The sequence below is a fragment of the Streptomyces sp. NBC_01166 genome (assembly GCF_045039765.1).
Lineage (GTDB): Bacteria > Actinomycetota > Actinomycetes > Streptomycetales > Streptomycetaceae > Streptomyces.
In genome coordinates this window covers 1,230,582-1,253,627 of record NZ_CP108613.1, presented here as the reverse complement: position 1 = coordinate 1,253,627, position 23,046 = coordinate 1,230,582, and the positions used below count along the sequence as shown (strand labels likewise).

Here is a 23,046-nt window from a genome sequence, read left to right as displayed (position 1 = left end):
CGTCCACCGGATGTACACCGGCCCGGCACACGCGGACCGGCCCCCGGAGGGGCCGGCCCGTAACGGGCGGCGTCAGGCGGGCTGTGTCGCGGCGGCGATGCGCTCGGCGCGCAGCGCCTCGTACCACCGGTCGTCGCTCGGCGGCAGGGCGTTGACGTCCAGGGCCAGCTTCAGCAGCAGGTCCGCGATCAGCGGGTTCCGCGCCAGGACCGGGCCGTGCATGTACGTACCGAAGACGGTGTCGTTGTACGCGCCTTCCGTGCCGTCGCCCGTGCCGTTGCCCCGGCCGAGACGCACCCGGGCGAACGGGCGCGCCGAGGGACCGAGGTGGGTGACGCCCTGGTGGTTCTCGAAACCGGTCAGCGGCGGCAGGCCCAGGTTCGGATCGATGTCGCCGAGCACGTCGCCGACGCACCGCGCGCCCTCACCACGGGTCGAGACGACGTCGAGCAGCCCGAGGCCGGGCTCGCGCTCGCCGAGGTCGTTGATGAACTCGTGGCCGAGGATCTGGTAGCCCGCGCAGACCGAGAAGATGATCGCGCCGTTCGCCGCGGCCCTGTTCAGCCCGCCGTCACGGCGCAGCCGCTCCGAGGCGAGCCGCTGCGGCCGGTCCTCACCGCCGCCGATCAGGTAGATGTCGCCCGACGTCGGGATGGGCTGGTCGCTGCGCACGTCGACGCGCGCCACGTCGAGGCCGCGCTGCCGGGCCCGGCGCTCCACCACCAGGGCGTTGCCCTGGTCGCCGTAGGTGCTGAGGAGGTCGGGGTAGACCCACACCAGCCGCAGGCTGTTGTTGCTCATGCTTCGTCCTCTCCGGGGGTTGCCCGCGCGGGGGTCAGTTGCCGACACGACGGCGCAGATCCTGGAAGGCGGTGTAGTTGGCGATGACCTCGATGCGGCCGGGCGGGGCCATCTGGACGGCCTCGTCCAGGGTCTCGCAGACCCGGAAGTCCAGTCCGGCCACCTCGAGCCGGACCGCGAGGTCCAGCTTGCGGTCGCCGAGCACGAAGATCGGGTGACCGTAGAGCTGGGTGTAGTCCACGTCCCACAGCCAGGAGGTGTCCGTACCGTCGGCGCCACGGGCGTTCACCGAGAGGATCACCGGGGTGGGCGGCGGGTCGATCAGGGAGAACGTCTCGAGCCAGCCGGCCGGGTTCTTCGCCAGCAGGAGCCGGAGCTCACGGCCGAGGAAGGTGACGACGTCGTAGCGGCCCGCCACGGCCTGCACCTGGTACATGCGCTCCAGGGCGACCTGCGGCGGCACGCCGAAGACAGCGGCCACGGCGGCCGAGCTCGTGGCGTTGGCCTTGTTGGCCCGGCCCGGCAGCTGGAGGTGGATCGGCCACGCGGAACCGTGCGGGTCCAGGACGTAGTCGCCGTTCAGCGCCCAGCTCGGGGCGGGGCGGCGGAAGCCGCACTCGCCGCAGAACCAGTCGTCACCGGGACGCTGCATCACACCGCCGCAGGACGGGCAGGACCAGGCGTCGTCCTTCCACGCCTGGCCCGCCGCGACCCACACGACATTGGGGGAGGAGGAAGCGGCCCAGACGATCAGCGGGTCGTCGGCGTTGGCCACGATCACGGCCTTCGAGCCCGACAGGCCCTCACGCCACTTCTCCGCCAGCATCCGGGTCTCCGCCGCGCGGTCCAGCTGGTCGCGGGAGAGGTTGAGCAGCGCGATGACCTTCGGTGTCGTGTCGCGTGCCACACCCGCGAGGTACTTCTCGTCGACCTCGATCACGCCGTACCGCGCGTCCGAGCCCCCTGCCAGCGCGGAGGTGATCCCCGCGGGCATGTTGGCTCCGAGCGCGTTCGACACGACGGGACCGGCGGCCGTGAGCGCTTCCGCGATCAGCCGGGTGGTGGTCGTCTTGCCGTTCGTCGCGGACACGAGGATCACGTCCAGGTGCTGCGCCAGCCGCCCGAGCAGGTCGGGGTCGAGCTTGAGCGCCACCCGGCCGCCGATCACCGATCCGCTGCCGCGCCCCGCAGCGCGCGACACCGCCGCCGCGGCCTTGCCCGCCGTCACGGCGAGCTTGGCCCGCGGCGACAACGGCTCCGTGTTGCCTGCCATCGTCCTAGATCCTCCTTGCGTAAGTCCTCGCCCAGCCTATCGATGTCCGGCGCGGCGACCGCACCTCGGCACCACGGGGAACGTGGAGGTCACGTGGAACGTACGCTTCTCCCCATGCGAAACCGCCCGATCCCCGGCAGTACCGGACGCGTTCGCGCCATGACTCTGCTCGGCGCCCCGGTGCTCCACAGTCCGTGCGACGACGTCACCGAATTCGACCCGTCGCTCGCCCGGCTGGTGGAGGACATGTTCGCCACCATGTACGCCGCGAACGGCGTGGGGCTCGCCGCGAACCAGATCGGCTCCCCTCTCAAGGTGTTCGTCTTCGACTGTCCGGACGACGACGAGGTCCGGCACCTGGGCCACGTCGTCAATCCCGTGCTCGTCGAGGCGGACGGCATCACCGTACGCGGACCGGAGGGGTGCCTCTCGCTCCCGGGGCTCGAAGCCGCCACTCCGCGTTTCGACCACGCGGTGGTCGAAGGCCGGACGGTGACGGGGGAGCCGGTGCGGATCGCCGGCACCGGCTGGTTCGCCCGCTGTCTGCAGCACGAGTGCGACCACCTCGAAGGCTCGGTCTACACGGACCGGCTGACGGGGCTGCGCCGGGCCAGGGCGCTGCGCGCGGCCCGGCGGGCGCCCTGGGCGCGTACGGCGGCCGACGGCTGAGCCCCCGGGGCCCGGTGGTCGCTCAGAACCCCTGGCCGCCGGGCAGGTCGCGGGCCTCGGCGAGCCTGCCCCAGAGCAGGTCGGCGAGGCTGCGTACCAGCTGCTCCCGCGAGCACGGCCGGTCGCCCAGCCACCAGTCGCCGGCCGCGTGCATCATGCCGACGATGCCGTGACCCCAGATGCGGGCCATCTGCTCGCTGTCCGGACCGAGATCGACCCGCTCCGCGATCACCTTCCCCAGCTCCTCGCCGAGGCGGCGCAGCAGGGGCGCGGAATGACGGCCGACGTCGAAGCCCTGTTCGGGGGAGGGGGCCGCGTCGTCGGACGGGTGCATCAGGAAGCGGTAGACCTGGGGGCGCGCCTCGATCGCCGCGAGGTAGGTGTCCAGGGTCGACTCGACCCGTTCGCGCCGCTCCGAGGGGGCGTCGAGCGCGGCCCGCAGGGCGCTCAGCAGTGCGTCGGTGTGGCGTTTGGCGAGCGCACGGTAGAGGCCGCCCTTGTCGCCGAAGTGCCGGTAGAGGATGGGCTTGGTGATCCCGGCCTCCGCGGCGATCGCGTTCATCGACGCCTTCGGGCCGTCCCTGAGCACCACTCGGTCCGCGGCTTCGAGCAGCTCCCGGCGGCGGCGTTCGGCCGCTGTCCGCTGCCGTTCGGCCCCTCTTGTGGTCTCCATGTCGTTTCTCCCGCCCCACCCAACTGTCCTGCGATCTCGTCACGCCCGGGCAACGTAACACCCTGGGTCCGCCGTGCGCGGATCCGCAGCTGACTGGTTGACAGAGGCTACTTGCTGGTAACAGACTGGTGTTACCGCTAGTAACGGGTTTTCCGGAAGTGCATGGAGGGAACATGGCCGAGTTCACGCTCGAGCTCAACGACGACCAGAAGCAGGTCCGTGACTGGCTGCACGGATTCGCCGCCGAGGTGATCCGGCCGGCCGCTTCGGAGTGGGACGAGCGTGAGGAAACGCCCTGGCCCGTCATCCAGGAGGCGGCCAAGGTAGGCATCTACTCCCTCGACTTCTATGCCCAGCAGTTCTTCGACCCTACGGGCCTGGGCATCCCCATGGCCATGGAGGAGCTCTTCTGGGGTGACGCGGGTATCGCCCTGTCGATCGTCGGCACCGGTCTGGCGGCCGTCGGCGTCCTCGCCAACGGCACCGAGGAGCAGATCGGCACCTGGATCCCGCAGATGTACGGGGACGCCGACGACGTGAAGGTCGCGGCCTTCTGCTCCTCCGAGCCGGACGCCGGTTCCGACGTCGCCTCGATGCGCACCCGCGCGGTGTACGACGAGGCCAAGGACGAGTGGATCCTCAACGGCACCAAGACCTGGGCGACCAACGGCGGCATCGCCAACGTCCACGTCGTCGTCGCCGTCGTCGACCCCGAGCTGGGCTCGAAGGGCCACGCCTCCTTCATCGTCCCGCCGGCCACTCCCGGCCTCTCGCAGGGGCAGAAGTTCAAGAAGCACGGCATCCGCGCCTCGCACACGGCCGAGGTCGTCCTCGAGGACGTCCGCGTCCCCGGCCACTGCCTGCTCGGCGGCAAGGAGAAGCTCGACGAGCGCCTCGCCCGGGCCCGCGAGCGCGCCAGGTCCGGCGGCGAGCGCGTGAAGAACGCGGCGATGGCGACCTTCGAGGCGTCCCGCCCGGCCGTCGGCGCCATGGCGGTCGGCACCGCGCGCGCCGCCTATGAGGTCGCCCTCGACTACGCCAAGACGCGGACCCAGTTCGGCCGCCCGATCATCGACAACCAGGGCATCGCCTTCCAGCTGGCCGACATGCGCACCCAGATCGACGCAGCCCGGCTGCTCGTCTGGCGTGCCTCCTGGATGGCGAGCGCCGGCAAGCCGTTCACCGCGGCCGAGGGTTCGATGTCGAAGCTCTACGCGAGCGAGACGGCGAAGACGGTCACCGCCCAGGCCGTGCAGATCCTCGGCGGCAACGGCTTCACCCGTGAGTACCCGGTCGAGCGCATGCACCGGGACGCCGCGATCTACACCATCTTCGAGGGCACGAGCGAGATCCAGCGTCTGGTCATCGCCCGCACCCTGTCGGGCATGCCGATCCGCTAGCCCCGATCGTTCGTGATCGGCCGCCGGCTTCCGCCGGCGGCCGATTCGTCGTTGTGGCGTGTACGCGGGCAAGCGGTCGCCCGAGCCTCGCGCCGGGCGGGCGCCGGTACCCACGGCTCCGGTCAGCTGATCAAGTCCTGGACGGGCGCGATCGTGAAAGCCCGAGGCAGTGCGGCGTACGCGACCTCACTCGACGGTCACCGATGTCTGCCACGCGCCCGGGGGCATGCCTGTCGCCTTCCGGAAGAGCACCGAGAAGTTGGACGCGTCGGGGAAGCCGAGCGTGCCGGCACAGCCGGCCGCAGTGAGGCGGTCGTGCGCGAGGAGCCGTTTGGCTTCCAGCACGACCCGATCGACGATGTACGCCTTGGCGGTGCGGCCGGTGGCCCGCTGCACCGCTCTTGAAAGGGTGCGGGGCGCGTATCCCAGTGCCCGGGCGTAGTAACCGGCGTCGTGGTGTTCCCGGAAGTGCGCTTCGACCTCGGCCCGGAACAGCCGGAACACCGGATTCGTCGCCGACGCTTCGCCGTGCGGCGGCCGGAGCCGTGCGATGAGCGCGGAGAGCAGGATCTCGGGCAGCTCCGCCGGCCCGTCCACGGGCGGGGCGGACGCCTCGAGCAGGAGATGGTTCCGCGCGGCGTCGACGAACGGCCAGTCGGCGTCGGGAATGTTCCACTGCGCGATCACGTCGGGGGACGCGACGAGCTCTCTGGCGGCATGGCTGACGGGCGCGGTCGGGACGAACAGCACGAGGTGCCCCGCCACGCCGGCGATGTCATCCCACCGGTGCACCGCGCCAGGAGCGATCCACACCGCGGACCGCTCCCGGAGCGGGTGCACGGAGAAGTCCACGGTGACCGATCCGTGCCCGGCATCGACGACGGCGAGGACATGGAAGTCGGCGCGTTGCGTCCCGCCGTCGTTCAGCTCGCGAAGGCGGCCGAACGTCATCGTCTCGACAGCGGCGGCACCGTGCCCGAAGGGACGGTACGTCATCTGCCGGATCGCGGTCACGTGTCCAGTTTCCACCATCGGGCGACCAGTCGCGCCGATGCCCCGGAGGGGGCCGCAGAGATTCAATCAGTGGGGAAGATCCGCTTCGGAACACTGATCGAGGACATGCGATGAGCACGACACAGCAGCCGCTGCTGCCCGCTTACGACCACCGGCCGGGTACCGGGCCGACCCTGGTGTTCCTGCACTACTGGGGTGGTTCCGCCCGCACCTGGGACCTCGTCGTCGACCGCCTCGCGGGGCGCGACGTCCTCACGGTCGACTTCCGTGGGTGGGGCCGGTCGAGCAGCCTGTCCGGTCCCTACACGCTCCGCCGGTTCGCGGACGACACGCTCGCCGTGATCGCCGACGCGGGCGTCACCGACTACGTCCTCGTCGGACATTCCATGGGCGGCAAGGTCGCGCAGCTGGTCGCGGCGAGCAGGCCCGCGCGCCTCCGAGGGATCGCCCTCGTCGCTCCCGGCCCGGCGAAGCCCGCCGCGGAGATCACTCCCGAGTACCAGGAAGCCCTCTCCCACGCCTACGACTCCGACGAATCCGTCGCCGGCGCACGGGACAACATCCTCACCGCGACCGAGCTGCCCGAAGCAATGAAGTCGCAGATCGCGACCGACTCGCGTGCCGGGGCCGATGCCGCCCGCGCGGAGTGGCCGCTGCGCGGCATCGCGGAGGACATCACCGAGCACACCCGCATGATCAGTGTCCCCGCGCTCGTCGTCGCCGGAGAGAACGACCACGTCGAGCCCGTCGACGTGCTCCGCGACAACCTGGTGCCCTACCTCTCCGAAGTCGACTTCGAGGTGATCCCGGAGACGGGTCACCTGATCCCGCTGGAAGCACCGGCCGAGCTCGTCGACGTGATCACCGCCTTCGCGCCGGCGCGCGGTCCGCAGGTCGGGTCGGCCAGGCCGGTGTCGCGTAGGTCGACGCCGGGGTGACTTCGAGTGGCGGCCGACCGTAGTGGAGTTTCTCAGGGACCGTCATGGAGTAGCGCGGGGGTACATAGCTCCACGCTGCGGCGATACCCACAAGGTATCGGCGTCGTGGAATGGGTCTTGGACAGTCGCAGGGCCCTGGCGGTGCACTTGGAGCATGATCGAAGAAGCGAAGTCCAGTGCACCGCAGGCCGACCCCGCCGTGTGGGTGGTGGGTCCCGACGACGGCGAAACGATCGTCTTGGGCACCACGCGCATGCGCGTTCTCGAAGACGGCAGCCACACCGGGCACCGCCTCGGCATTGCCGAATCCGTCCTCGCCCCGCACACCCCCGGTCCGCCGCAGCACCGCCACGCCCAGCACGACGAGGGCTTCTACATCGTCTCCGGCACGGTGCGGTTCACCGTCGGGGACAAGGAGTACGACGCCACCAGGGGCGCGCTCGTGATGGTCCCGCCCGGCGCCCCGCACACCTTCGCCAACATCACCGACCAACCCGCCGTCATGCTCAGCACATTCACCCCTGACCTGTACGTGCAGTACTTCCGAGACCTCCAGGACATGACTGCCGACGGCCGGCCGCTGACGCCGCAGGACGGCGCCCGGGTGATGAGCCGCTACGCGACCGAGCCCGCCACCGACCTGGCCTGAAGCCGGCCCGGCCGGCGCCGCCGGGGCGCTCCCACCTCTCAGCTTCCGGACCACTCAGATCATGGCTCGGGTCTTCGCCACGGGCTGCCACGGGAATCAACGGGTCACCTGCGACCGGTGACCGCAGACGGGAATCATGAACATCGCGTATTGGATCGTCGCCGGACTGCTCGCCCTCTTCTACCTCTACGCAGGCGCGATGAAGCTCTTCCGTGACCGAGAGCAACTCCGCCCGATGATGGCCTGGGTCGATCGCATACCCCTGCCCGCCGTGAGGGCGCTGGGGACGGTCGAAATACTCGGCGCGACCGGGCTGATCCTGCCGCCGCTCACCGGTATCGCGCCCTGGCTGGCACTGGCTGCGGCCATCGGGTTCGTGCTCCTGCAGATCGCTGCAATCCCCGTCCACCTCACCGGCGGAGACCGCCGGATCGCACTCAACGTCGGGCTCATCGCCACTGCGGCCGTGACCATCTGGCTGGCCATCACCTGGCTGTGATCGCGCCCCCGACCGGTTGACGCGGCTGCGGGCCGACCGCCCCATGGCGGCCGTTCCTTCTCACGAAACATCGAACCCGCCGCCTTCCGCGTGGCGGGGGCGGAGCGCTGGTGAGGCCGCGGGGCCGGACCGTGCACGGTCCGGCCCCGCGTGTTGTCCGTTACCGCTACCGCGGCAGCTGCGCCTCGACGGCCGCCACGACCTCGGGCGCCTCCGGCTCGGTGCGGGGGCGGATCCGCGCGACCGGCTCACCGGCCGGGGAGATCAGGAACTTCTCGAAGTTCCACTGGACGTCCCCCGCCGTGCCCTCGGCGTCGTCGAGCTTCGTCAGCTCCGTGTACAGCGGGTGCCGGTTCTCGCCGTTGACGTCGATCTTCTCCAGCAGCGGGAAGCTGACCCCGTAGGTCGTCGAGCAGAACGTCTGGATCTCCTCCGCGGTGCCCGGCTCCTGGCCCGCGAACTGGTTGCAGGGCACCCCGAGAACGGTGAAGCCCCGGTCCGCGTACTCCTTCTGGAGCCTTTCCAGACCGGCGTACTGCGGAGTGAGCCCGCACTGGGAAGCGACGTTCACCAGCAGGACCGCCGAACCCTTGTAGGCGCCCAGGGTGGTCGGTTCGCCGGCGAGCGTACGGAGCGGGATGTCGTGCAGCGTCATGGGATGTCTCCTCGGTGGCGTGGCGTCCCTCTCATTGTGACGGGCCCTGCGCAGGAGCCTCCCGCGGGTCCAGCGCCCGGTAGTAGAACGTGGTCGCCCTGAGCGTGCCGAACGGGTCCGACGCGTAGTCCGGCACGGAGCCGCAGGGCGTCCACCCCGCCGAGCGGTAGAGCCTCTCGGCGTCGCTTCCCGTCTCGGTGTCCAGGACCAGCAGCGTCAGCCCCTCGGCGGCGGCGGACCGCTCGACCGCGGCGAGCAGGGCCCGGCCGACCCCCCGGTTCCGGGCCGACGGCCTGACCACGAGCTTCGCGACCTCCGCGCGGTGGCGGGCGTTGGGCAGGGCCGCCTTGACCAGGCCGATCGTGCCCGCCAGCCGTTCGTCGTCCCGGGCGATCCACACCTGGTGACTCCCCGCCTCGACGGCGGCGGCCCGCTCCCGCCACCAGATGGCGGCCGCCGCGCGGTCCAGCGGGGCGAGGAAGCCGACGGAGGCCCCGTCCTCCACCGCCTCGATCAGCAGGGCGGCGAGCTCATCGGCGTACGTGATCAGTTCGGGGCCGGACACGGGGACGATCTCGGTCATGAAGCGGGTCCTTTCACATTCACGGCAGGACAATCATCAGTGCGTAGCGGACGCGTAGCGGGCCCGGACAGCGGAAGTGCGAGGGCCCGCGCAGCCGGAAGCGCAGGCAGTCGCCCTCGCGCACGGTGTGCGTGGTCCCGCCGACCGTGATCTCGACCGTGCCCTCGAGTACCCAGATGTGCTGCTCCACACCGGGCACCGGCGCGTTCTCGTACGAGAGCGCCGCGCCGGCGTCGAGCGTGCCCTCGATGACCTCGGCGCGCAGGCCGGGGTGCGGCGGCGAGACGGAGCGGCGCACGAACCCGGACGACTCGTCCCGCCACACCGGCTGCCGTGCGGCGGGGACCAGCTGTGGCGGCTCCGCCTCCACCTCCATCAGCAGCCGGGACATCGTGCGCCCGTAGACCGTGCACAGCCGGCCGAGCACGGCCGTGGTGGGACTCAGCTCCCCGCGCTCCAGCCGCGACAGGGTCGAGCGGCTCACACCGGCTCGGCCGGACAGCTCGTCCAGAGACCATCCGCGTTCGGTGCGGAGCATGCTCAGCCTTGCCGCGAGGCGGTCGTCGACGTTGTCGGGCGGCAGCTCAGGCTCTCTCACATTCGGGAGCATATCTCTGTTCTGAGAAGAGTGCCGATCGGGTGATGCCGTGTCAGGCTGATAAACGGAACATAAGCCGCGAAGCGACTCGACGAGCCGCTCATCGGCTGGGAATCGAGGAGGCCGACATGGCTGGAAGTGCTAGCGGGACGAAGGTGGGGCACGACACTGCCGGTGGGCGCGCAGCCCAGTCCGGCTGGACCGTGTTCGCGGCGGTGATGATGATCTTCGGTGGGGCCATGGCCATACTCGAGGGCATCGCCGCCATCGCCAAGGACGACCTGTTCGTCTCGACACGCAACTACGTGTTCCAGTTCAGCCTCACGGGCTGGGGCTGGGTGCACCTCATCCTGGGCATCGTCGTCGTCCTCGCCGGGTTCGCGCTCTTCAGCGGGGCCCTGTGGGCGCGCGCCGTCGGTGTCGTGCTCGCCGGGCTCCTGGTGGTCGCCCACTTCCTGTGGCTCCCCTACTACCCGTTCTGGTCCCTGGTGCTCATCGCCATCAACATCTTCGTCATCTGGGCGCTGTGTGTGGGGCCTCAGAAGAGCGTCCGAGCCTGAGTGTGAGGACGTAGGACACCACCACGGAGACGATCACGAGCGGCATGACCGTGACGCCCTCGGATCCCAGCAGCAGCGTGGCGAGCAGCACCGAGGTCATCGGCAGCCTGAGCATCGCCACGCACATGGCCCCGATTCCCATCGCGAAACCCGAGGTGGCGTTCAGGCCCGGCAGGTGCGACATGGCGAGCCCGCCCGCCGCGCCGAGGAACATCGACGGGAAGATGGGGCCGCCCCTGAAGGCGCTCAGCGAGGTCGAGTACGCGAGCGCCTTGCAGATGATCAGCACGAGGAGCGTCCCCACCGTGTACGTGGCGTCCTCGGCGAGCAGGCCGCCGAGGGCGTCCTGGCCCGAGTACAGCACCTCGGACGCGTTCCTCCCCGTGCTCTCGGCGTAGAGGAGCGCGAGCACACCGACGGTCAGGCCCATCACCACGGCCGCGATCACGCGCCGCCGCTCGACCCGCCCCTGCAGGGCCAGGGCGAGTCTCCTGATGCCCGTGCCCGCGAGCGCGGCCGCGGCCCCGAGCACGAGGGCCCAGCCGAACTCGGCGACGGTGGGCTGGGGGGCGTGAGGGACGTGGGGGAGGGTCAGGGAGTACGTGCCCAGACCGGTCCACGAGCCCAGGCCGATGAAGATGAGCGACCCGATGCCGGAGGCGAGAAGCCCCGGCACGAGCACCAGGCCGAGCATCATTCCGGCGAGTCCGGACGCCTCCATCAGCAGGAACGCGCCGAGGAGCGGCGATCCCAGGAGGGCGCTGACCGCGGCGAAACTCCCCGCTGCCGCCACCATCGCGGCCGCACTCGGCTGGATGCCCGGCTTCAGCAGCCGCGCCGCGCAGACGGCCAGCCCCCCGCCGAGCGCGATGAGCGGGGCCTCGGGCCCGAGCACGGCGCCGAGACCCAGGGACGCCAGCGCGGCGAGCGCGATCCCCGGCAGTTCCGCGGCGGTCGGCGCCCCCGTGTTCACGAACCCTTCCGCCGGCTTGTGACCGCCCGTTCCCGGCAGGTGACGGATGGCCAGCCCCGTCAGCAGGCCCGCCACGGCGAGCAGCGGGACCGGCCACCACGACGGCGTGCTCCCGAAGCCCAGCGCGTGGGGCAGGTCCTTGTAGGTCAGGGACTGGAGCTCGTGGACGAGCGCCAGGAAGCCGAACGCCGCCGCGGAGATGGGGACTCCGAGCAGCGCCACCATGACCAGCAGTACGGCGTATCCCCGGGTGCGCACCACGGTGAGGGGATCCGGGTGTTCGGTCCCGGGTGCTGTTCCGGGTTCGGCCGACATCGTCATGGTCTCCTCAGCGTCGGGTCCCTGCCGGAACACGCTGTCCCGCCGGGATCCACACGGTGATACCACGATGTGGCGTTCTGTCCGTGATGTACCCGCTGTTCACGCCCGGCGATTCGGGCCACCGCTACCGTGCGTCCGGCCCGGCGGCGGGGAGACGGCCCGCCGCAACCGCGTCGGTAAGCGCCCGGTGGTCCCGCTCGTTCCGGTCGGCGTACAGCTCGGCGAACGTCGCCAGTGCCCGGTCGAACACGTCACCGTGCCCCAGATAGGCCGCGATGGCTATCCGGTCACCGGATCGCGCGTGGGCGCGGGCCAGGGTCGTCCCGCACAACTCGCCGAAGGCGGCCATCCCGCGCGGCACCATCAGTTCCGGCTCGGCGATGCCCTTCCAGTCGCGCAGTTGGCGTACGTAGAAGTCCCGGCGCCGCCCGTCGAACCCGTCCACCCGCTCCCAGCCGAGGAAGATGTCGCCGGCCGCCTGCATCAGGCGCTGGCCGGCCACCACGCGCTCGCCCTGGTTCCGGTACGCGCTCGGCCCCGCGAACGGCGCGAGTACCGAGGTGTCGGCCTCCTTGGCCTGCAGGAGGAGCGGATCGCCGCCGTCCCGGCCGAGCAGGAGGATGATCCAGCAGCGGGTTCCGACGCTGCCCACCCCCACGACCTTGCGGGCCATGTCCACCGGGCGGAAGTCGGCGAGCAGGGCCCGCCGGTCCGACGGGAGGCTGCGGCCGTAGCGTCGTAGGAGTCTCCGGAACTGCCGCTCCGTGACATCGCGCTCGACGTCCTCCAACAGGTCCTCGACCGGTACGAGCAGCGGCGGATCCGCCGAGAGCCGGAGCCGTCCGCCGGACACCTCGGTGAGCTTGTCGAACGCCTGCAGGCTGTCCCGGGTGCGGGCCTTCGCGGTCGCCCTGGCCAGGCGCTCGCGGCCTCTGGCGGCCAGTTTGTCGGCGCCCGCCGCCCGGAGCTGCCCCTCGTCGATCTGCGTGTACCAGACATCGAGGTTTCGCATGCCGGCGAACCGGATCATCGACTCCCGGTACGACCGCACCGTGGCCCGCACGATGCGCTTCCGCTCGCGGTCCGTGAATCCGTTGGCCCGCCCCGCGATGACGAAGCTGGCCGCGAGGCGCTTGACATCCCACTCCCAGGGCCCGGGCAGCGTCTCGTCGAAGTCGTTGATGTCGAACAGCAGGTGGCGCTCGGGGGAGGCGAGCAGCCTGAAGTTCAGGAGGTGGGCGTCACCGCAGAGCTGGGCCCTGATCCCGGAGTCCGGTGTCCCGGCGAGATCGGACGCCATGACGGCCGCGGCGCCCCGGTAGAAGCGGAACGGCGACTCCGCCATCCGCCCGTACCGGATCGGGACGAGCTCCTGCACCCTGGCCGCCGACTGCGCCTCCAGGATGGTCAGCGGGTCCGGCCGGTCGGACGGCGGCTCGTACGCGTGATGGCTGGACCTGGGGACCTGTTTGCGGGCCGCCCTGCCGAGCGCGGCCCGTTCCTTCGGTGTCGCGCCGGGCAGGGCACGGAGTGGTGAGGTGCGTTCCTGGGGCATGGCGGCCCTCCTGACTGCGCGCGGGGCCTGCGGGCGGCCCTGCCCCCATCATCCCGGCCGGACGCCGTTCCGGCCGCTCGGCGCGACCCGGGGCCGCTCCGCTCGCGGGGCCTCAGGACGGCCCGCCGCCGCGCGCCCCCTGTCTCCGGCCCACGCGCCGCCAGATGGCCCGCTGGGACCTGAGTGCGAGAGCCCCCACCACGATCAGCACGGCGATGTTGACCAGGAGCTGGATGAGGGAACCCCAGGCCTCGGACCAGCCGGCGAAGGCCGCGGAGACGCTGATGGCGGAGGCCGCCGGGATCGTCGTCACCGAGATGAACACTCCCAGGAGGGCGCTCGTGCGGGCCTCGGTGAGCGACACGATGCCGACGACACCGGCCAGGGCGGCGACCGCGAAGGAGAAGAAGTTGGGGGTGTTGATCAGATTGGAGACGGGACGCAGCCCCCGGTCGAACGCCTCCGACTGCAGGCCGAAGCCGCGGATGAGCAGACTGAAGAGGAGGGTGACCGCCACCGTCAGCAGAAAGCCCTTCCAGAGAGCGGACAGACCGGTGCGGACCATGCCCCGGTCCCCCCTGTCGAGGCCCAGGGCCACGGCGACGATCGCCCCGTATTCCGGGCCGACGACCATCGCGCCCACGATCAGGATCTGGGAGTTGGTCACGATGCCCACGGATCCGATCAGGCCCGCGACGACCAGGTAGAGGTAGAAGCTCGGTGCGTATCGCCCCCCGGACCGGATGCGGGCCTCCACCTGTTCCCAGACCGGTGTGCCGGCGAGTGCCCCGAGCCGTCGCGTGGCGCCTTCCGAGGCCCGGCCCGGGAACGCCATGTCGACCGGCTCGATGACGACCGATCCGTGGACATCGACCCGGAGGTCCCGCAGGCCGCGCAGGACCTCGTTCGCGGCTCCCGTCAGCACGTCGCATGCGACGGAGTCGCCGACGGGGTTACGCGCGGCGCCCCGCTGCACGATCAGGTTCAGGACGTACGGATCGCCCGCCAGGAGCTCCTCGACCCGCCCCGTGAGGTCCGGCGGGCTGACCGCGCGGACGTGGATCATGTCCACGCTGCACCTCCGCGAGGTTTGAGGAGAGGGTGGGAGGCCTTTCCCGGATAGTGGCTTTCACAGTGGTAAAGCGGACATTGGACGGTCATGGACCGATACCTTCCCATAGCGGCCCATGGTCTGGTCGGTGAACTGCAGACGGGTGCGCTGGTGTCGGCGCAGGGCGTCGTCGACTGGTTCACCGGCCCCCCGTTTCGACTCCCCGAGCATCTTCGCCGCCCTGCTCGACCGCGGCGGCTACGTGCGCCTCTCGCCCGACGCCGGCGTCTTTGCCGAGGAGATCGGCCCCCGCGGCGAGCAACCGGGCAACTTCCCGAAGGTGTTCACCCACCTGTCACTCATCACAGCGGCCCGGATCCTCGACGAGCCGCCCGACCGGCAGCGGACCGGCCGTCAGTCCTTCCCGTCGTCCCACTCCTTGCCGAGCAGCGGGCTGTCGAACGTGCGCAGCACGGCCACGAGCGCCGCACCCAGCCGCCGGTCGTACCCGGGCGCGTGCAGGTGCACCGTGTCGCCCTTCGACCTGAACTCCACCGGAACCTGCCCGCCCGCACGCCACACGATGCGGCGGGGCCCACGCGCCGCGTCACCGTCGCCGCTGAGCAGACTCGCCACGATGATCAACGTCTGCAGCGGGGAGAGCAGCCACCACACGCACCACCAGAGGATCCTGCCCTTGAAGCCCACCGCCTCCTGGCCGCCCGCAGGGGTCACCGTCCAGCGGGTACGCAGCCCCCTGCCCCGCAGCGCCTTCTCACGGACGACCGTGCCGATCAGCTCTCCGTGTGCCCCGAGCACCTGGTAGGCCGCGACACCGCTCCCGGCGGACACCGTCACCAGGGTGGCCAGCCGCTCCCGGCGGTGCTCGTCCGCCCACAGGACGAAGGAGCGCGCACCGCTGCCCCGTGCCGCCCGGTAGACGGGTATCCCGCCCGGCGGCAGTTCGCGCTCCACGTACGCCGCCACGCGCTCGGGCGCCGAGCCGTCCGCACACAACACCTGGTGCCCCACCGGAGCGGCGGCACCGCCCCCGGCCGGCCCCTCGCCCCGTGGCGCGGGCACCATCCTCAGTACGCTGCTCACCGCTGTGCCCCTCCGTGGTGTGTCACACCGGCCTGAGAGGATCCGTACGTGGAACCCCCCGAGCCCTTTCCTGAACTCTTCCCCGGACCGCAGCCGGACGCCGGCCGTCGCGAGGGCCGGCGCCCGGTGAGGTGCGCCCTCTGCGGGCGGCCCCTCACCGGAGCGGAATCACGCCGCACGGGGCTGGGCCCCGCCTGCGACGCCAAGCTGCATCCCACGGGCCCGGACATCCGGACCCGCCGCCACGAGGTCGACCAGGACCCGCTGCCCGGCACCTGACCGACCGCGCACGCAGGGCCTACGCGCCGTCGAGACGGCGGAACAACCCCTCCTGCACCACGGACACCAGGAGCTGCCCCTGACGGTCGTAGATCCGCCCCCTGGCCAGTCCACGGCCACCCGTGGCGATGGGCGACTCCTGGTCGTAGAGGAACCACTCGTCCGCCCGGAACGGCCGGTGGAACCACATGGCGTGGTCCAGCGACGCCATGTCGAAGCCGCGCGGCCCCCACAGCGGCTCGACCGGGATACGTACCGCGTCCAGCAGCGTCATGTCACTCGCGTACGTCAGTGCGCAGGTGTGCACGAGCGGGTCGTCGCCCAGGGGCCCGACCGCGCGCATCCACACCGCGCTGCGCGGGTCCGCGTCCTTGATCTCCTCACGCGTCCAGCGCAGCCGGTCGACGTAGCGGATGTCGAAGGGCTGGCGCCGGGCCATCCGCTCCAGTGCCTCCGGCAGACCGCCCAGGTGCTCGCGCACCTCGTCGGCGACCGTCGGCAGCTCGTCCGGACCGGGCACGACGCGGGCCGGCGGCAGCTGGTGCTCGAAGCCGGCCTCCTCCGGGCGGTGGAAGGACGCCGTCAGATTGAAGATCGTCCGGCCCTGCTGCACGGCCGTGACCCGGCGCGTGGTGAAGGACCGGCCGTCCCGCACCCGCTCCACGTCGTAGACGATCGGCACGCCGGGACGGCCCGGACGCAGGAAGTAGGCGTGCAGCGAGTGGACGGGACGGTCCCCGTCGGTCGTGCGGCCGGCCGCGACCAGCGCCTGGCCCGCGACCTGCCCGCCGAAGACCCGTTGCAGGGACTCGTCGGGGCTGCGGCCACGGAAGATGTTGACCTCGATCCGCTCCAGGTCGAGCAGATCGACCAGTCCGTCGGCGGGGTTCGTCATGCGGTTCTTCTCCACTCTCCTGGCCGGCGCGCCGTCACAGCTGGCCCACGGCCGTGACCCGGACGACCGCCCGGCCCTCCTCGTCGGAGGCCGCGAGATCGACCTCCGCACGAATTCCCCAGTCGTGGTCCCCTGCCGGGTCGGCGAAGGCCTGCCACACCCGCCAGAGACCGTGCTCCTGGTCCTCGTCGATCTTCAGGAGCTTCGGGCCGCGCGCGTCCGGGCCCGTACCCAGCTCCTCGTGCGCTTCCCAGTAGTCGTCCATCGCCTCGCCCCAGGCGTCCTCGTCCCAGCCCGAGTCGGCGTCCAGCTCGCCCAGGTCGCGGACCCGGTCCAACGCGGCCAGCTCCACCCGGCGGAACATCGCGTTGCGCACCAGCACACGGAAGGCACGGGCGTTGGCCGTCACCGGCTTGACCTCGTCGGCCCGCTCCTGCGCCTGCTCGGCGGTCTCCACCTCCGGGTTGGCCAGCTGCTCCCACTCGTCCAGCAGGCTGGAGTCCACCTGACGCACCATCTCGCCCAGCCAGGCGATCAGGTCCTCCAGGTCCTCGGACTTCAGGTCGTCGGGGATGGTGTGCTCGAGGGCCTTGTACGCGCTCGCCAGGTACCGCAGGACGATGCCCTCGGTGCGGGCCAGCTCGTAGTTCGAGGTGAACTCCGTGAAGGTCATGGCCCGTTCGTACATGTCGCGGATCACCGACTTCGGCGACACGGGGTGGTCGCCGACCCACGGGTGGCTCGTGCGGTACACGTCGTACGCGTGCCAGAGCAGCTCGCTCAGCGGCTTGGGGTACGTGACCTCCTGGAGCAGCTCCATCCGCTCCTCGTACTCGACACCGTCCGCCTTCATCCGCCCGATGGCCTCGCCCCGCGCCTTGTTCTGCTGGGCGGCCAGGATCTGCCTCGGGTCGTCGAGCGTCGACTCGACGACGGAGACCATGTCCAGGGCGTACGAGGGGGATTCGGCGTCCAGCAGGTCGAAGGCGGCCAACGCGAAGGTGGACAGCGGCTGGTTGAGCGCGAAGTCCTGCTGGAGGTCGACGGTGAGCCGTACGATCCTGCCCTCGGCGTCGGGTGTGTCGAGCTGCTCCACCACACCGCCGTCGAGCAGCGAGCGGTAGATCGCGATGGCCCGGCGGATGTGCCTCAGCTGCGCCTTGCGCGGCTCGTGGTTGTCCTCGAGCAGATGACGCATCGCCTCGAAGGCGTTGCCCGGGCGGGCGATCACCGAGAGCAGCATCGTGTGCGTGACCCGGAAGCGGGAGGTCAGCGGCTCCGGCTCGGACTGGATCAGCTTGTCGAAGGTGGTCTCCGACCAGGCGACGAAGCCCTCGGGGGCCTTCTTGCGGACCACCTTGCGCTTCTTCTTGGGGTCGTCGCCCGCCTTCTTGACGGCCTTCTCGTTCTCGATGACGTGCTCGGGGGCCTGCGCGACGACGAAGCCCGCCGTGTCGAACCCGGCACGGCCGGCGCGGCCCGCGATCTGGTGGAACTCACGGGCGCGCAGCGTGCGCACCCGGGTGCCGTCGTACTTGGTGAGGGCGGTGAAGAGCACCGTGCGGATGGGCACGTTGACGCCGACGCCGAGCGTGTCCGTGCCGCAGATGACCTTCAGCAGGCCCGCCTGCGCGAGCTTCTCGACGAGGCGGCGGTACTTGGGGAGCATGCCCGCGTGGTGCACCCCGATTCCGTGGCGCACGTAGCGGGAGAGGTTCTGGCCGAACTTGGTGGTGAAGCGGAAGTTGCCGATCAGGTCGGCGATCTTCTCCTTCTCCTCCTTCGTGCACATGTTGATGCTCATCAGCGACTGCGCCCGCTCCACCGCCGCGGCCTGCGTGAAGTGCACGATGTAGACGGGCGACTGCCGGGTGTCCAGGAGCTCCGTGAGCGTCTCCGTGATCGGCGTCAGGCGGTACTCGTAGCTCAGCGGCACCGGCCGGGTCGCGGAGCGCACGACGGACGTCGGGCGGCCGGTCCGGCGGGTCAGGTCCTCCTCGAACATCTTGACGTCGCCGAGGGTGGCCGACATCAGGACGAACTGGGCCTGCGGAAGCTCCAGGATCGGGATCTGCCACGCCCAGCCGCGGTCCTGCTCCGCGTAGAAGTGGAACTCGTCCATCACGACCTGGCCGATGTCGGCGTACTTGCCGTCACGCAGCGCGATCGACGCGAGCACCTCGGCGGTGCAGCAGATGACCGGGGCGTCGGCATTGACCGAGGCGTCCCCGGTCAGCATGCCGACGTTCTCCGTGCCGAAGAGCTTGCACAGGTCGAAGAACTTCTCCGAGACCAGCGCCTTGATGGGCGCGGTGTAGAAGGTGACCTTGTCCTGGGCCAGCGCCGTGAAGTGCGCACCCGCCGCCACCAGGCTCTTTCCGGACCCCGTGGGGGTGGAGAGGATCACATTGGCCCCGGAGACCACCTCGATCAGCGCCTCCTCCTGAGCCGGATAGAGGGTGATGCCCTGCGATTCGGTCCATGACGAGAAGGCCTCGAAGAGGGCGTCCGGGTCTGCGGTCGGGGGCAGCTGATCGATAAGGGTCACGCCCCCATCTTGCATGCCTCCGGCCCGGATGAGGGAACCGGAGGATCCCGCGAAGATCACGGACGATACGCTTCCCACTCAACTCGGCTGCCGCACACAGACGATGGCGGCCCGGCCTGGACACACGGCCGAATCACGATGGGGGCGGGAACAGCCATGATGGGACCGGCACACTCTCTGTCAGGGGCAGCGGCCTGGCTGGGGGTGGGTGCCGCGGCCGCCGCCATGGGCCACACGATGCCCTGGCCCGTCCTGGCCGTGGGGGCCCTGATCACCGCCGGCGCCGCGCTCGCCCCGGACCTCGACCACAAGTCGGCCACCATCTCCCGGGCCTTCGGACCGATCTCCAAGGGTGTCTGCGAGATAGTCGACAAGCTCTCGTACTCCGTCTACAAGGCGACCCGGGGCCCCGGCGACCCGCGCAGGAACGGCGGCCACCGCACCCTCACCCACACCTGGCTCTGGGCGGTGCTGATCGGCGCCGGAGCCTCTGCCGCCGCCGTCTTCGGCGGCCGGTGGGCGGTCCTGGGCATCCTCTTCGTCCATCTCGTGCTCGCCGTGGAAGGCCTGCTGTGGCGGGCGGCCAGGGTCTCCAGCGACGTCCTCGTATGGCTGCTCGGCGCGACCAGCGCCTGGATCCTCGCGGGAGTGCTCGACCAGCCGGGCAACGGCTCGGACTGGCTGTTCACCGCGCCCGGCCAGGAGTACCTCTGGCTCGGACTCCCCATCGTGCTCGGCGCCCTCGTCCATGACATCGGCGACGCCCTGACCGTCTCGGGCTGCCCGATCCTGTGGCCGATACCGCTGGGCCGTAAGCGCTGGTATCCGCTCGGGCCGCCGAAGGCCATGCGGTTCCGGGCCGGCAGCTGGGTGGAGCTCAAGGTGCTGATGCCCCTCTTCATGATCCTCGGGGGAGTGGGCGCCGCGGCGGCGCTCAACGTCATCTGACGCCAGGAGCGCCCTCCGGGGGGCGGCGAGCCCGCCGCCGTAGCACCATGGCGGCATGCTGCTCGCCAGGCTCGCCCATGTGTCCCTGGAGGTCGCCGCGACGTCGGCCCGTACCCGGAAGACGGCCCTGCTGGCCGGGCTCTTCCGGGAGGCGGGCCCTGACGACGTCCCGGTCGTCATCCCCTACCTTGCCGGGCGCCTCCCGCAGGGCCGGCTCGGGATCGGCTGGAGCGCCCTGCGCCACGACGTGACGCCCGCCGACACGCCCACGCTGACCGTCACGGAGACCGACGCGGAGCTGACGGCCATCGGAGCCCTCGGCGGCCCGGGCTCGCAGGCCGCCCGCAAGGAACGCCTGACCGGTCTTCTCGCTGCCGCCACCGCCGACGAGCAGCGCTTCCTTCGCGCACTGCTCACCGGTGAGGTGCGGCAGGGCGCGCTGGACGCCGTCGCCGTCGACGCCCTGGCCGACGCCGCCGGAGCACCGCCCGCCGACGTACGGCGCGCCGTCATGCTCGCCGGGTCGCTCGGACCCGTCGCCCGCACCCTGCTGGCGGACGGCCCCGGGGGCCTCGCGTCCTTCCGGCTCACCGTCGGACGGCCGGTCCAGCCCATGCTCGCGCACACCGCCCGCTCGGTGACCGAAGCGATCGACCGGCTGGGCTCCTGCGCCGTCGAGGAGAAGCTGGACGGCATCCGCGTGCAGGTGCACCGCGACGGCGAGCGGGTCGGCGTCTACACCCGCACCCTCGACGACATCACCGACCGGCTCCCCGAACTCGCGGCGGCGGTGACCGGATTCCCCGCGGACCGGTTCATCCTCGACGGCGAGGTGATCGCGCTCGGGGACGACGGGAGGCCCCGGCCGTTCCAGGAGACCGCCGGCCGGGTCGGATCCCGGCGCGACGTCGCCACCGCCGCGGGCGCCGTCCCCGTGGTCCCCGTCTTCTTCGACGTGCTGTCCGTCGACGGCCGCGAGCTCCTCGACCTCCCCTTCGCCGAACGCCACCGGGAACTGGCAGGGCTGGTCCCCGAGCCGATGCGCGTACGCCGCGTCGTCGTGGAGGACCCGGCGGACGAGGCGCAGCGCGAGGCGGCCGTGGCGTTCTCCGAGGCCACACTGGCCCGCGGCCACGAGGGCGTCGTCGTCAAGGGCGACACGGCGGTGTACAGCGCCGGCCGCAGGGGCGCCTCCTGGCTCAAGGTGAAACCCGTGCACACCCTGGACCTCGTGGTGCTCGCCGCCGAATGGGGCCACGGCCGACGCACCGGGAAGCTCTCCAACCTGCACCTGGGGGCACGCCGGGAGGACGGCACGTTCGCGATGCTGGGCAAGACCTTCAAGGGGCTCACGGACACGGTGCTCACGTGGCAGACCGAACGGCTCCGGGAGCTGGCCACCGGCGACGACGGGCACGTGGTGACGGTGCGCCCGGAACTGGTCGTGGAGATCGCCTACGACGGACTCCAGGCCTCCACGCGCTACCCGGCGGGTGTCACGCTGCGGTTCGCCCGTGTCCTGCGCTACCGCGAGGACAAGCGGGCCGATGAGGCGGACACCGTCGACACGGTGCTCTCCCGCCGGACATGACCCCGGCCCCCGCCCCGCGGCGGGGACAGGGGCCGGGCGGGCGGTTCAGCCGCGGACGTCGGCGCCGGCCGTGTGCGCGCGGATCTCCTCCGGCGTGAGATACGCGTCCGTGTACTCGAAGTCGCGCAGGGTCGCCTGCTTGCGGGCCTGGAACCCCGTCCGCACGAAGTCGTCACCGGCGATCGCGTTGAGCAGCCAGTTGGTCATGACGCGGGTCTTCGCGACGTTCGTCCGCAGCGCCGCCCAGTGGTAGCCGCGCGCCGCGGCCTGGGCCGGCAGGCCCTTCAGCTCGATGCCCAACGGTTTGGACACCGCGTCCCGGCCGCCGAGGTCCACGACCAGCCCGAGGTCCTTGTGGACGTACGGCTGCAGCGGACGGCCACGCAGCGACGCGATGATGTTGTCCGCGAGCTTGCGGCCCTGGCGCATGGCGTGCTGAGCGGTGGGCGGGCAGATCGCCCCGTCGCCCTTGGCCAGGTCCGGCACCGCCGCCGCGTCGCCGAGCGCGAACACGCCGTCGCTGCCGGGCAGCGTCATCTCCGGCGTCACGGCGAGGCGGCCGCGGACCGTCTCGGCGTCGAGGGTGGCGATGAGCGGGCTCGCGGCGACCCCGGCGGTCCAGATCAGCGTGCGGCAGGGGAGCACCCGGCCGTCCGTGAACGTCACCTTGTCCGGCCCCGCCTCGGCCACGGAGACACCCAGCGAGACCTCGATCCCGCGCTTGCGCAGGATCTCCAGGGCGCTGAGACCGAGCTTGTCACCGAGCTCCGGCATGAGCTTCGGCGCGATGTCGATCAGATGCCACTTGATCAGCTTCGGGTCCAGCCTCGGGTAGTGCTTGACCGCGTTGGTGGTGAGCAGCTGCAGACAGGCGGCCGTCTCGGTGCCGGCGTACCCGCCGCCCACCACCACGAACTGCAGCCGCGACGCCCGCTCCTCCTCGTCGTGACTGGCATCGGCCAGATCGAGCTGGGAGATGACGTGATCCCGGATGTAGGCGGCCTCCGCCAGGGTCTTCATGCCCCGGGCGTTCTCGACCAGCCCAGGGATGTCGAAGGTCCGGGTGACGCTGCCCGCGGCCAGCACGATGTAGTCGTACGGCTCGTTCACGATCTCATCCGTGATCTTGCGGACCACGCAGACCTTCGCCTTGGTGTCCACCCCGATGGCCCCGCCCGGCACGATCCGGGTGCGGTGGCGCCGGCTGCGACGCAGGGAGACGGCGACCGACTGGGGGGTGAGCACCCCGGAAGCGACCTGAGGGAGCAACGGCAGGTAGAGCTGGTACGAGAACGGGGTGACGAGCGCGATGTCCGCCTCGCCGGGCGCGAGAGTGCGCTCCAGCCGGCGTACGCACTCGACCCCGGCAAAGCCGGCGCCGACAACGAGAATCCTGGGTCGTGCCACGGTGTGCGTCCCTTCTCGGGCTTACGCGGTCATCGCTCGCCTGCCCCGTATCCGAGGCCAGT

At 71.2% G+C, this 23,046-nt stretch carries 23 protein-coding genes and 1 pseudogene; 10 read left to right on the top strand and 14 right to left on the bottom strand.

Going from position 1 to position 23,046, the window contains the following annotated elements; translation table 11 throughout:
- Window positions 1–72: 72 nt before the first annotated feature.
- Both OG379_RS05750 and OG379_RS05745 read right to left on the bottom strand, forming a co-directional pair.
- On the bottom strand, window positions 73–801 hold the full coding sequence (locus OG379_RS05750; RefSeq protein WP_393756960.1) for a type 1 glutamine amidotransferase: 729 nt from the start codon (window positions 799–801) through the stop codon (window positions 73–75).
- Between the two features lie 34 nt (window positions 802–835).
- Window positions 836–2,074, bottom strand: a complete 1,239-nt coding sequence (locus tag OG379_RS05745; protein WP_031094061.1) for a MurT ligase domain-containing protein — start codon at window positions 2,072–2,074, stop codon at window positions 836–838.
- 114 nt (window positions 2,075–2,188) lie between these two features.
- On the opposite strand from OG379_RS05745, the gene def reads away from it, so the two are divergent.
- On the top strand, window positions 2,189–2,743 hold the full coding sequence (gene def, locus OG379_RS05740) for a peptide deformylase (protein WP_393756957.1): 555 nt from the start codon (window positions 2,189–2,191) through the stop codon (window positions 2,741–2,743).
- A gap of 22 nt (window positions 2,744–2,765) precedes the next feature.
- Here the strand turns inward: def and OG379_RS05735 are convergent, their stop codons facing one another.
- Entirely contained in the window at window positions 2,766–3,416 is a 651-nt protein-coding gene (locus OG379_RS05735) for a TetR family transcriptional regulator (RefSeq protein WP_393756955.1), read from the bottom strand.
- A 173-nt stretch (window positions 3,417–3,589) separates the two neighbouring features.
- Between OG379_RS05735 and OG379_RS05730 the strand changes: the two genes are divergently transcribed.
- Window positions 3,590–4,816: an acyl-CoA dehydrogenase family protein gene (locus OG379_RS05730; RefSeq protein WP_104790646.1), complete on the top strand. Its 1,227-nt coding sequence runs from the start codon at window positions 3,590–3,592 to the stop codon at window positions 4,814–4,816.
- Between the two features lie 186 nt (window positions 4,817–5,002).
- Here OG379_RS05730 and OG379_RS05725 read toward each other — a convergent pair whose 3' ends face one another.
- Complete coding sequence (locus tag OG379_RS05725) at window positions 5,003–5,830, bottom strand: helix-turn-helix domain-containing protein (RefSeq protein WP_405659979.1); 828 nt, start codon at window positions 5,828–5,830, stop codon at window positions 5,003–5,005.
- Between the two features lie 110 nt (window positions 5,831–5,940).
- On the opposite strand from OG379_RS05725, the gene OG379_RS05720 reads away from it, so the two are divergent.
- From OG379_RS05720 to OG379_RS05710, 3 genes are all read left to right on the top strand, one after another.
- Entirely contained in the window at window positions 5,941–6,768 is an 828-nt protein-coding gene (locus tag OG379_RS05720) for an alpha/beta fold hydrolase (RefSeq protein ID WP_405659976.1), read from the top strand.
- A gap of 154 nt (window positions 6,769–6,922) precedes the next feature.
- On the top strand, window positions 6,923–7,417 hold the full coding sequence (locus OG379_RS05715) for a cupin domain-containing protein (protein WP_405659973.1): 495 nt from the start codon (window positions 6,923–6,925) through the stop codon (window positions 7,415–7,417).
- Window positions 7,418–7,553: 136 nt separating this feature from the next.
- The gene (locus OG379_RS05710; RefSeq protein WP_405659971.1) at window positions 7,554–7,916 is read left to right on the top strand and encodes a DoxX family protein; all 363 of its coding nucleotides are present in this window, start codon (window positions 7,554–7,556) and stop codon (window positions 7,914–7,916) included.
- Window positions 7,917–8,082: 166 nt separating this feature from the next.
- On the opposite strand, the gene OG379_RS05705 is transcribed toward OG379_RS05710, so the two are convergent.
- The 3 genes from OG379_RS05705 to OG379_RS05695 are packed head-to-tail and all read right to left on the bottom strand — an operon-like array spanning window position 8,083 to window position 9,764.
- Window positions 8,083–8,571, bottom strand: a complete 489-nt coding sequence (locus OG379_RS05705; RefSeq protein WP_393756943.1) for a glutathione peroxidase — start codon at window positions 8,569–8,571, stop codon at window positions 8,083–8,085.
- A gap of 31 nt (window positions 8,572–8,602) precedes the next feature.
- Entirely contained in the window at window positions 8,603–9,154 is a 552-nt protein-coding gene (locus OG379_RS05700) for a GNAT family N-acetyltransferase (protein ID WP_405659969.1), read from the bottom strand.
- A gap of 19 nt (window positions 9,155–9,173) precedes the next feature.
- On the bottom strand, window positions 9,174–9,764 hold the full coding sequence (locus OG379_RS05695) for a helix-turn-helix domain-containing protein (RefSeq protein ID WP_405659967.1): 591 nt from the start codon (window positions 9,762–9,764) through the stop codon (window positions 9,174–9,176).
- Window positions 9,765–9,880: 116 nt separating this feature from the next.
- On the opposite strand from OG379_RS05695, the gene OG379_RS05690 reads away from it, so the two are divergent.
- Window positions 9,881–10,312, top strand: a complete 432-nt coding sequence (locus tag OG379_RS05690) for a hypothetical protein (RefSeq protein ID WP_405659966.1) — start codon at window positions 9,881–9,883, stop codon at window positions 10,310–10,312.
- Here the strand turns inward: OG379_RS05690 and OG379_RS05685 are convergent.
- The 3 genes from OG379_RS05685 to OG379_RS05675 form a co-directional block, all read right to left on the bottom strand.
- The gene (locus OG379_RS05685; protein ID WP_405659963.1) at window positions 10,266–11,600 is read right to left on the bottom strand and encodes a chloride channel protein; all 1,335 of its coding nucleotides are present in this window, start codon (window positions 11,598–11,600) and stop codon (window positions 10,266–10,268) included. The genes OG379_RS05690 and OG379_RS05685 overlap by 47 nt on opposite strands.
- Before the next feature lie 130 nt (window positions 11,601–11,730).
- The gene (locus tag OG379_RS05680; RefSeq protein WP_405659960.1) at window positions 11,731–13,161 is read right to left on the bottom strand and encodes a DUF2252 domain-containing protein; all 1,431 of its coding nucleotides are present in this window, start codon (window positions 13,159–13,161) and stop codon (window positions 11,731–11,733) included.
- Between the two features lie 112 nt (window positions 13,162–13,273).
- Window positions 13,274–14,233 (bottom strand): DUF389 domain-containing protein, encoded by a 960-nt coding sequence (locus tag OG379_RS05675; protein ID WP_405659958.1) that lies wholly within the window; start codon window positions 14,231–14,233, stop codon window positions 13,274–13,276.
- Between the two features lie 87 nt (window positions 14,234–14,320).
- Here OG379_RS05675 and OG379_RS05670 point away from each other — a divergent pair.
- Window positions 14,321–14,492: pseudogene (locus OG379_RS05670) on the top strand (trehalase-like domain-containing protein); the annotation flags it as partial.
- Between the two features lie 134 nt (window positions 14,493–14,626).
- On the opposite strand, the gene OG379_RS05665 reads toward OG379_RS05670, so the two are convergent.
- Entirely contained in the window at window positions 14,627–15,316 is a 690-nt protein-coding gene (locus OG379_RS05665; protein ID WP_405659956.1) for a hypothetical protein, read from the bottom strand.
- 48 nt (window positions 15,317–15,364) lie between these two features.
- On the opposite strand from OG379_RS05665, the gene OG379_RS05660 reads away from it, so the two are divergent.
- Window positions 15,365–15,595, top strand: a complete 231-nt coding sequence (locus OG379_RS05660; RefSeq protein ID WP_393756925.1) for a DUF6011 domain-containing protein — start codon at window positions 15,365–15,367, stop codon at window positions 15,593–15,595.
- A 19-nt stretch (window positions 15,596–15,614) separates the two neighbouring features.
- On the opposite strand, the gene OG379_RS05655 is transcribed toward OG379_RS05660, so the two are convergent.
- Window positions 15,615–16,490 (bottom strand): acyl-CoA thioesterase, encoded by an 876-nt coding sequence (locus tag OG379_RS05655; protein ID WP_393756923.1) that lies wholly within the window; start codon window positions 16,488–16,490, stop codon window positions 15,615–15,617.
- 34 nt (window positions 16,491–16,524) lie between these two features.
- A complete protein-coding gene (locus tag OG379_RS05650; RefSeq protein WP_405659954.1) occupies window positions 16,525–19,038 on the bottom strand; it encodes a DEAD/DEAH box helicase in 2,514 nt (837 codons plus the stop codon).
- Window positions 19,039–19,194: 156 nt separating this feature from the next.
- Between OG379_RS05650 and OG379_RS05645 the strand changes: the two genes are divergently transcribed.
- Both OG379_RS05645 and OG379_RS05640 read left to right on the top strand, forming a co-directional pair.
- The gene (locus OG379_RS05645; protein ID WP_393756919.1) at window positions 19,195–19,986 is read left to right on the top strand and encodes a metal-dependent hydrolase; all 792 of its coding nucleotides are present in this window, start codon (window positions 19,195–19,197) and stop codon (window positions 19,984–19,986) included.
- A gap of 55 nt (window positions 19,987–20,041) precedes the next feature.
- Complete coding sequence (locus OG379_RS05640; protein ID WP_393756917.1) at window positions 20,042–21,577, top strand: ATP-dependent DNA ligase; 1,536 nt, start codon at window positions 20,042–20,044, stop codon at window positions 21,575–21,577.
- A 45-nt stretch (window positions 21,578–21,622) separates the two neighbouring features.
- On the opposite strand, the gene OG379_RS05635 is transcribed toward OG379_RS05640, so the two are convergent.
- A complete protein-coding gene (locus OG379_RS05635) occupies window positions 21,623–22,984 on the bottom strand; it encodes an NAD(P)/FAD-dependent oxidoreductase (RefSeq protein ID WP_405659952.1) in 1,362 nt (453 codons plus the stop codon).
- Window positions 22,985–23,046: the final 62 nt, after the last annotated feature.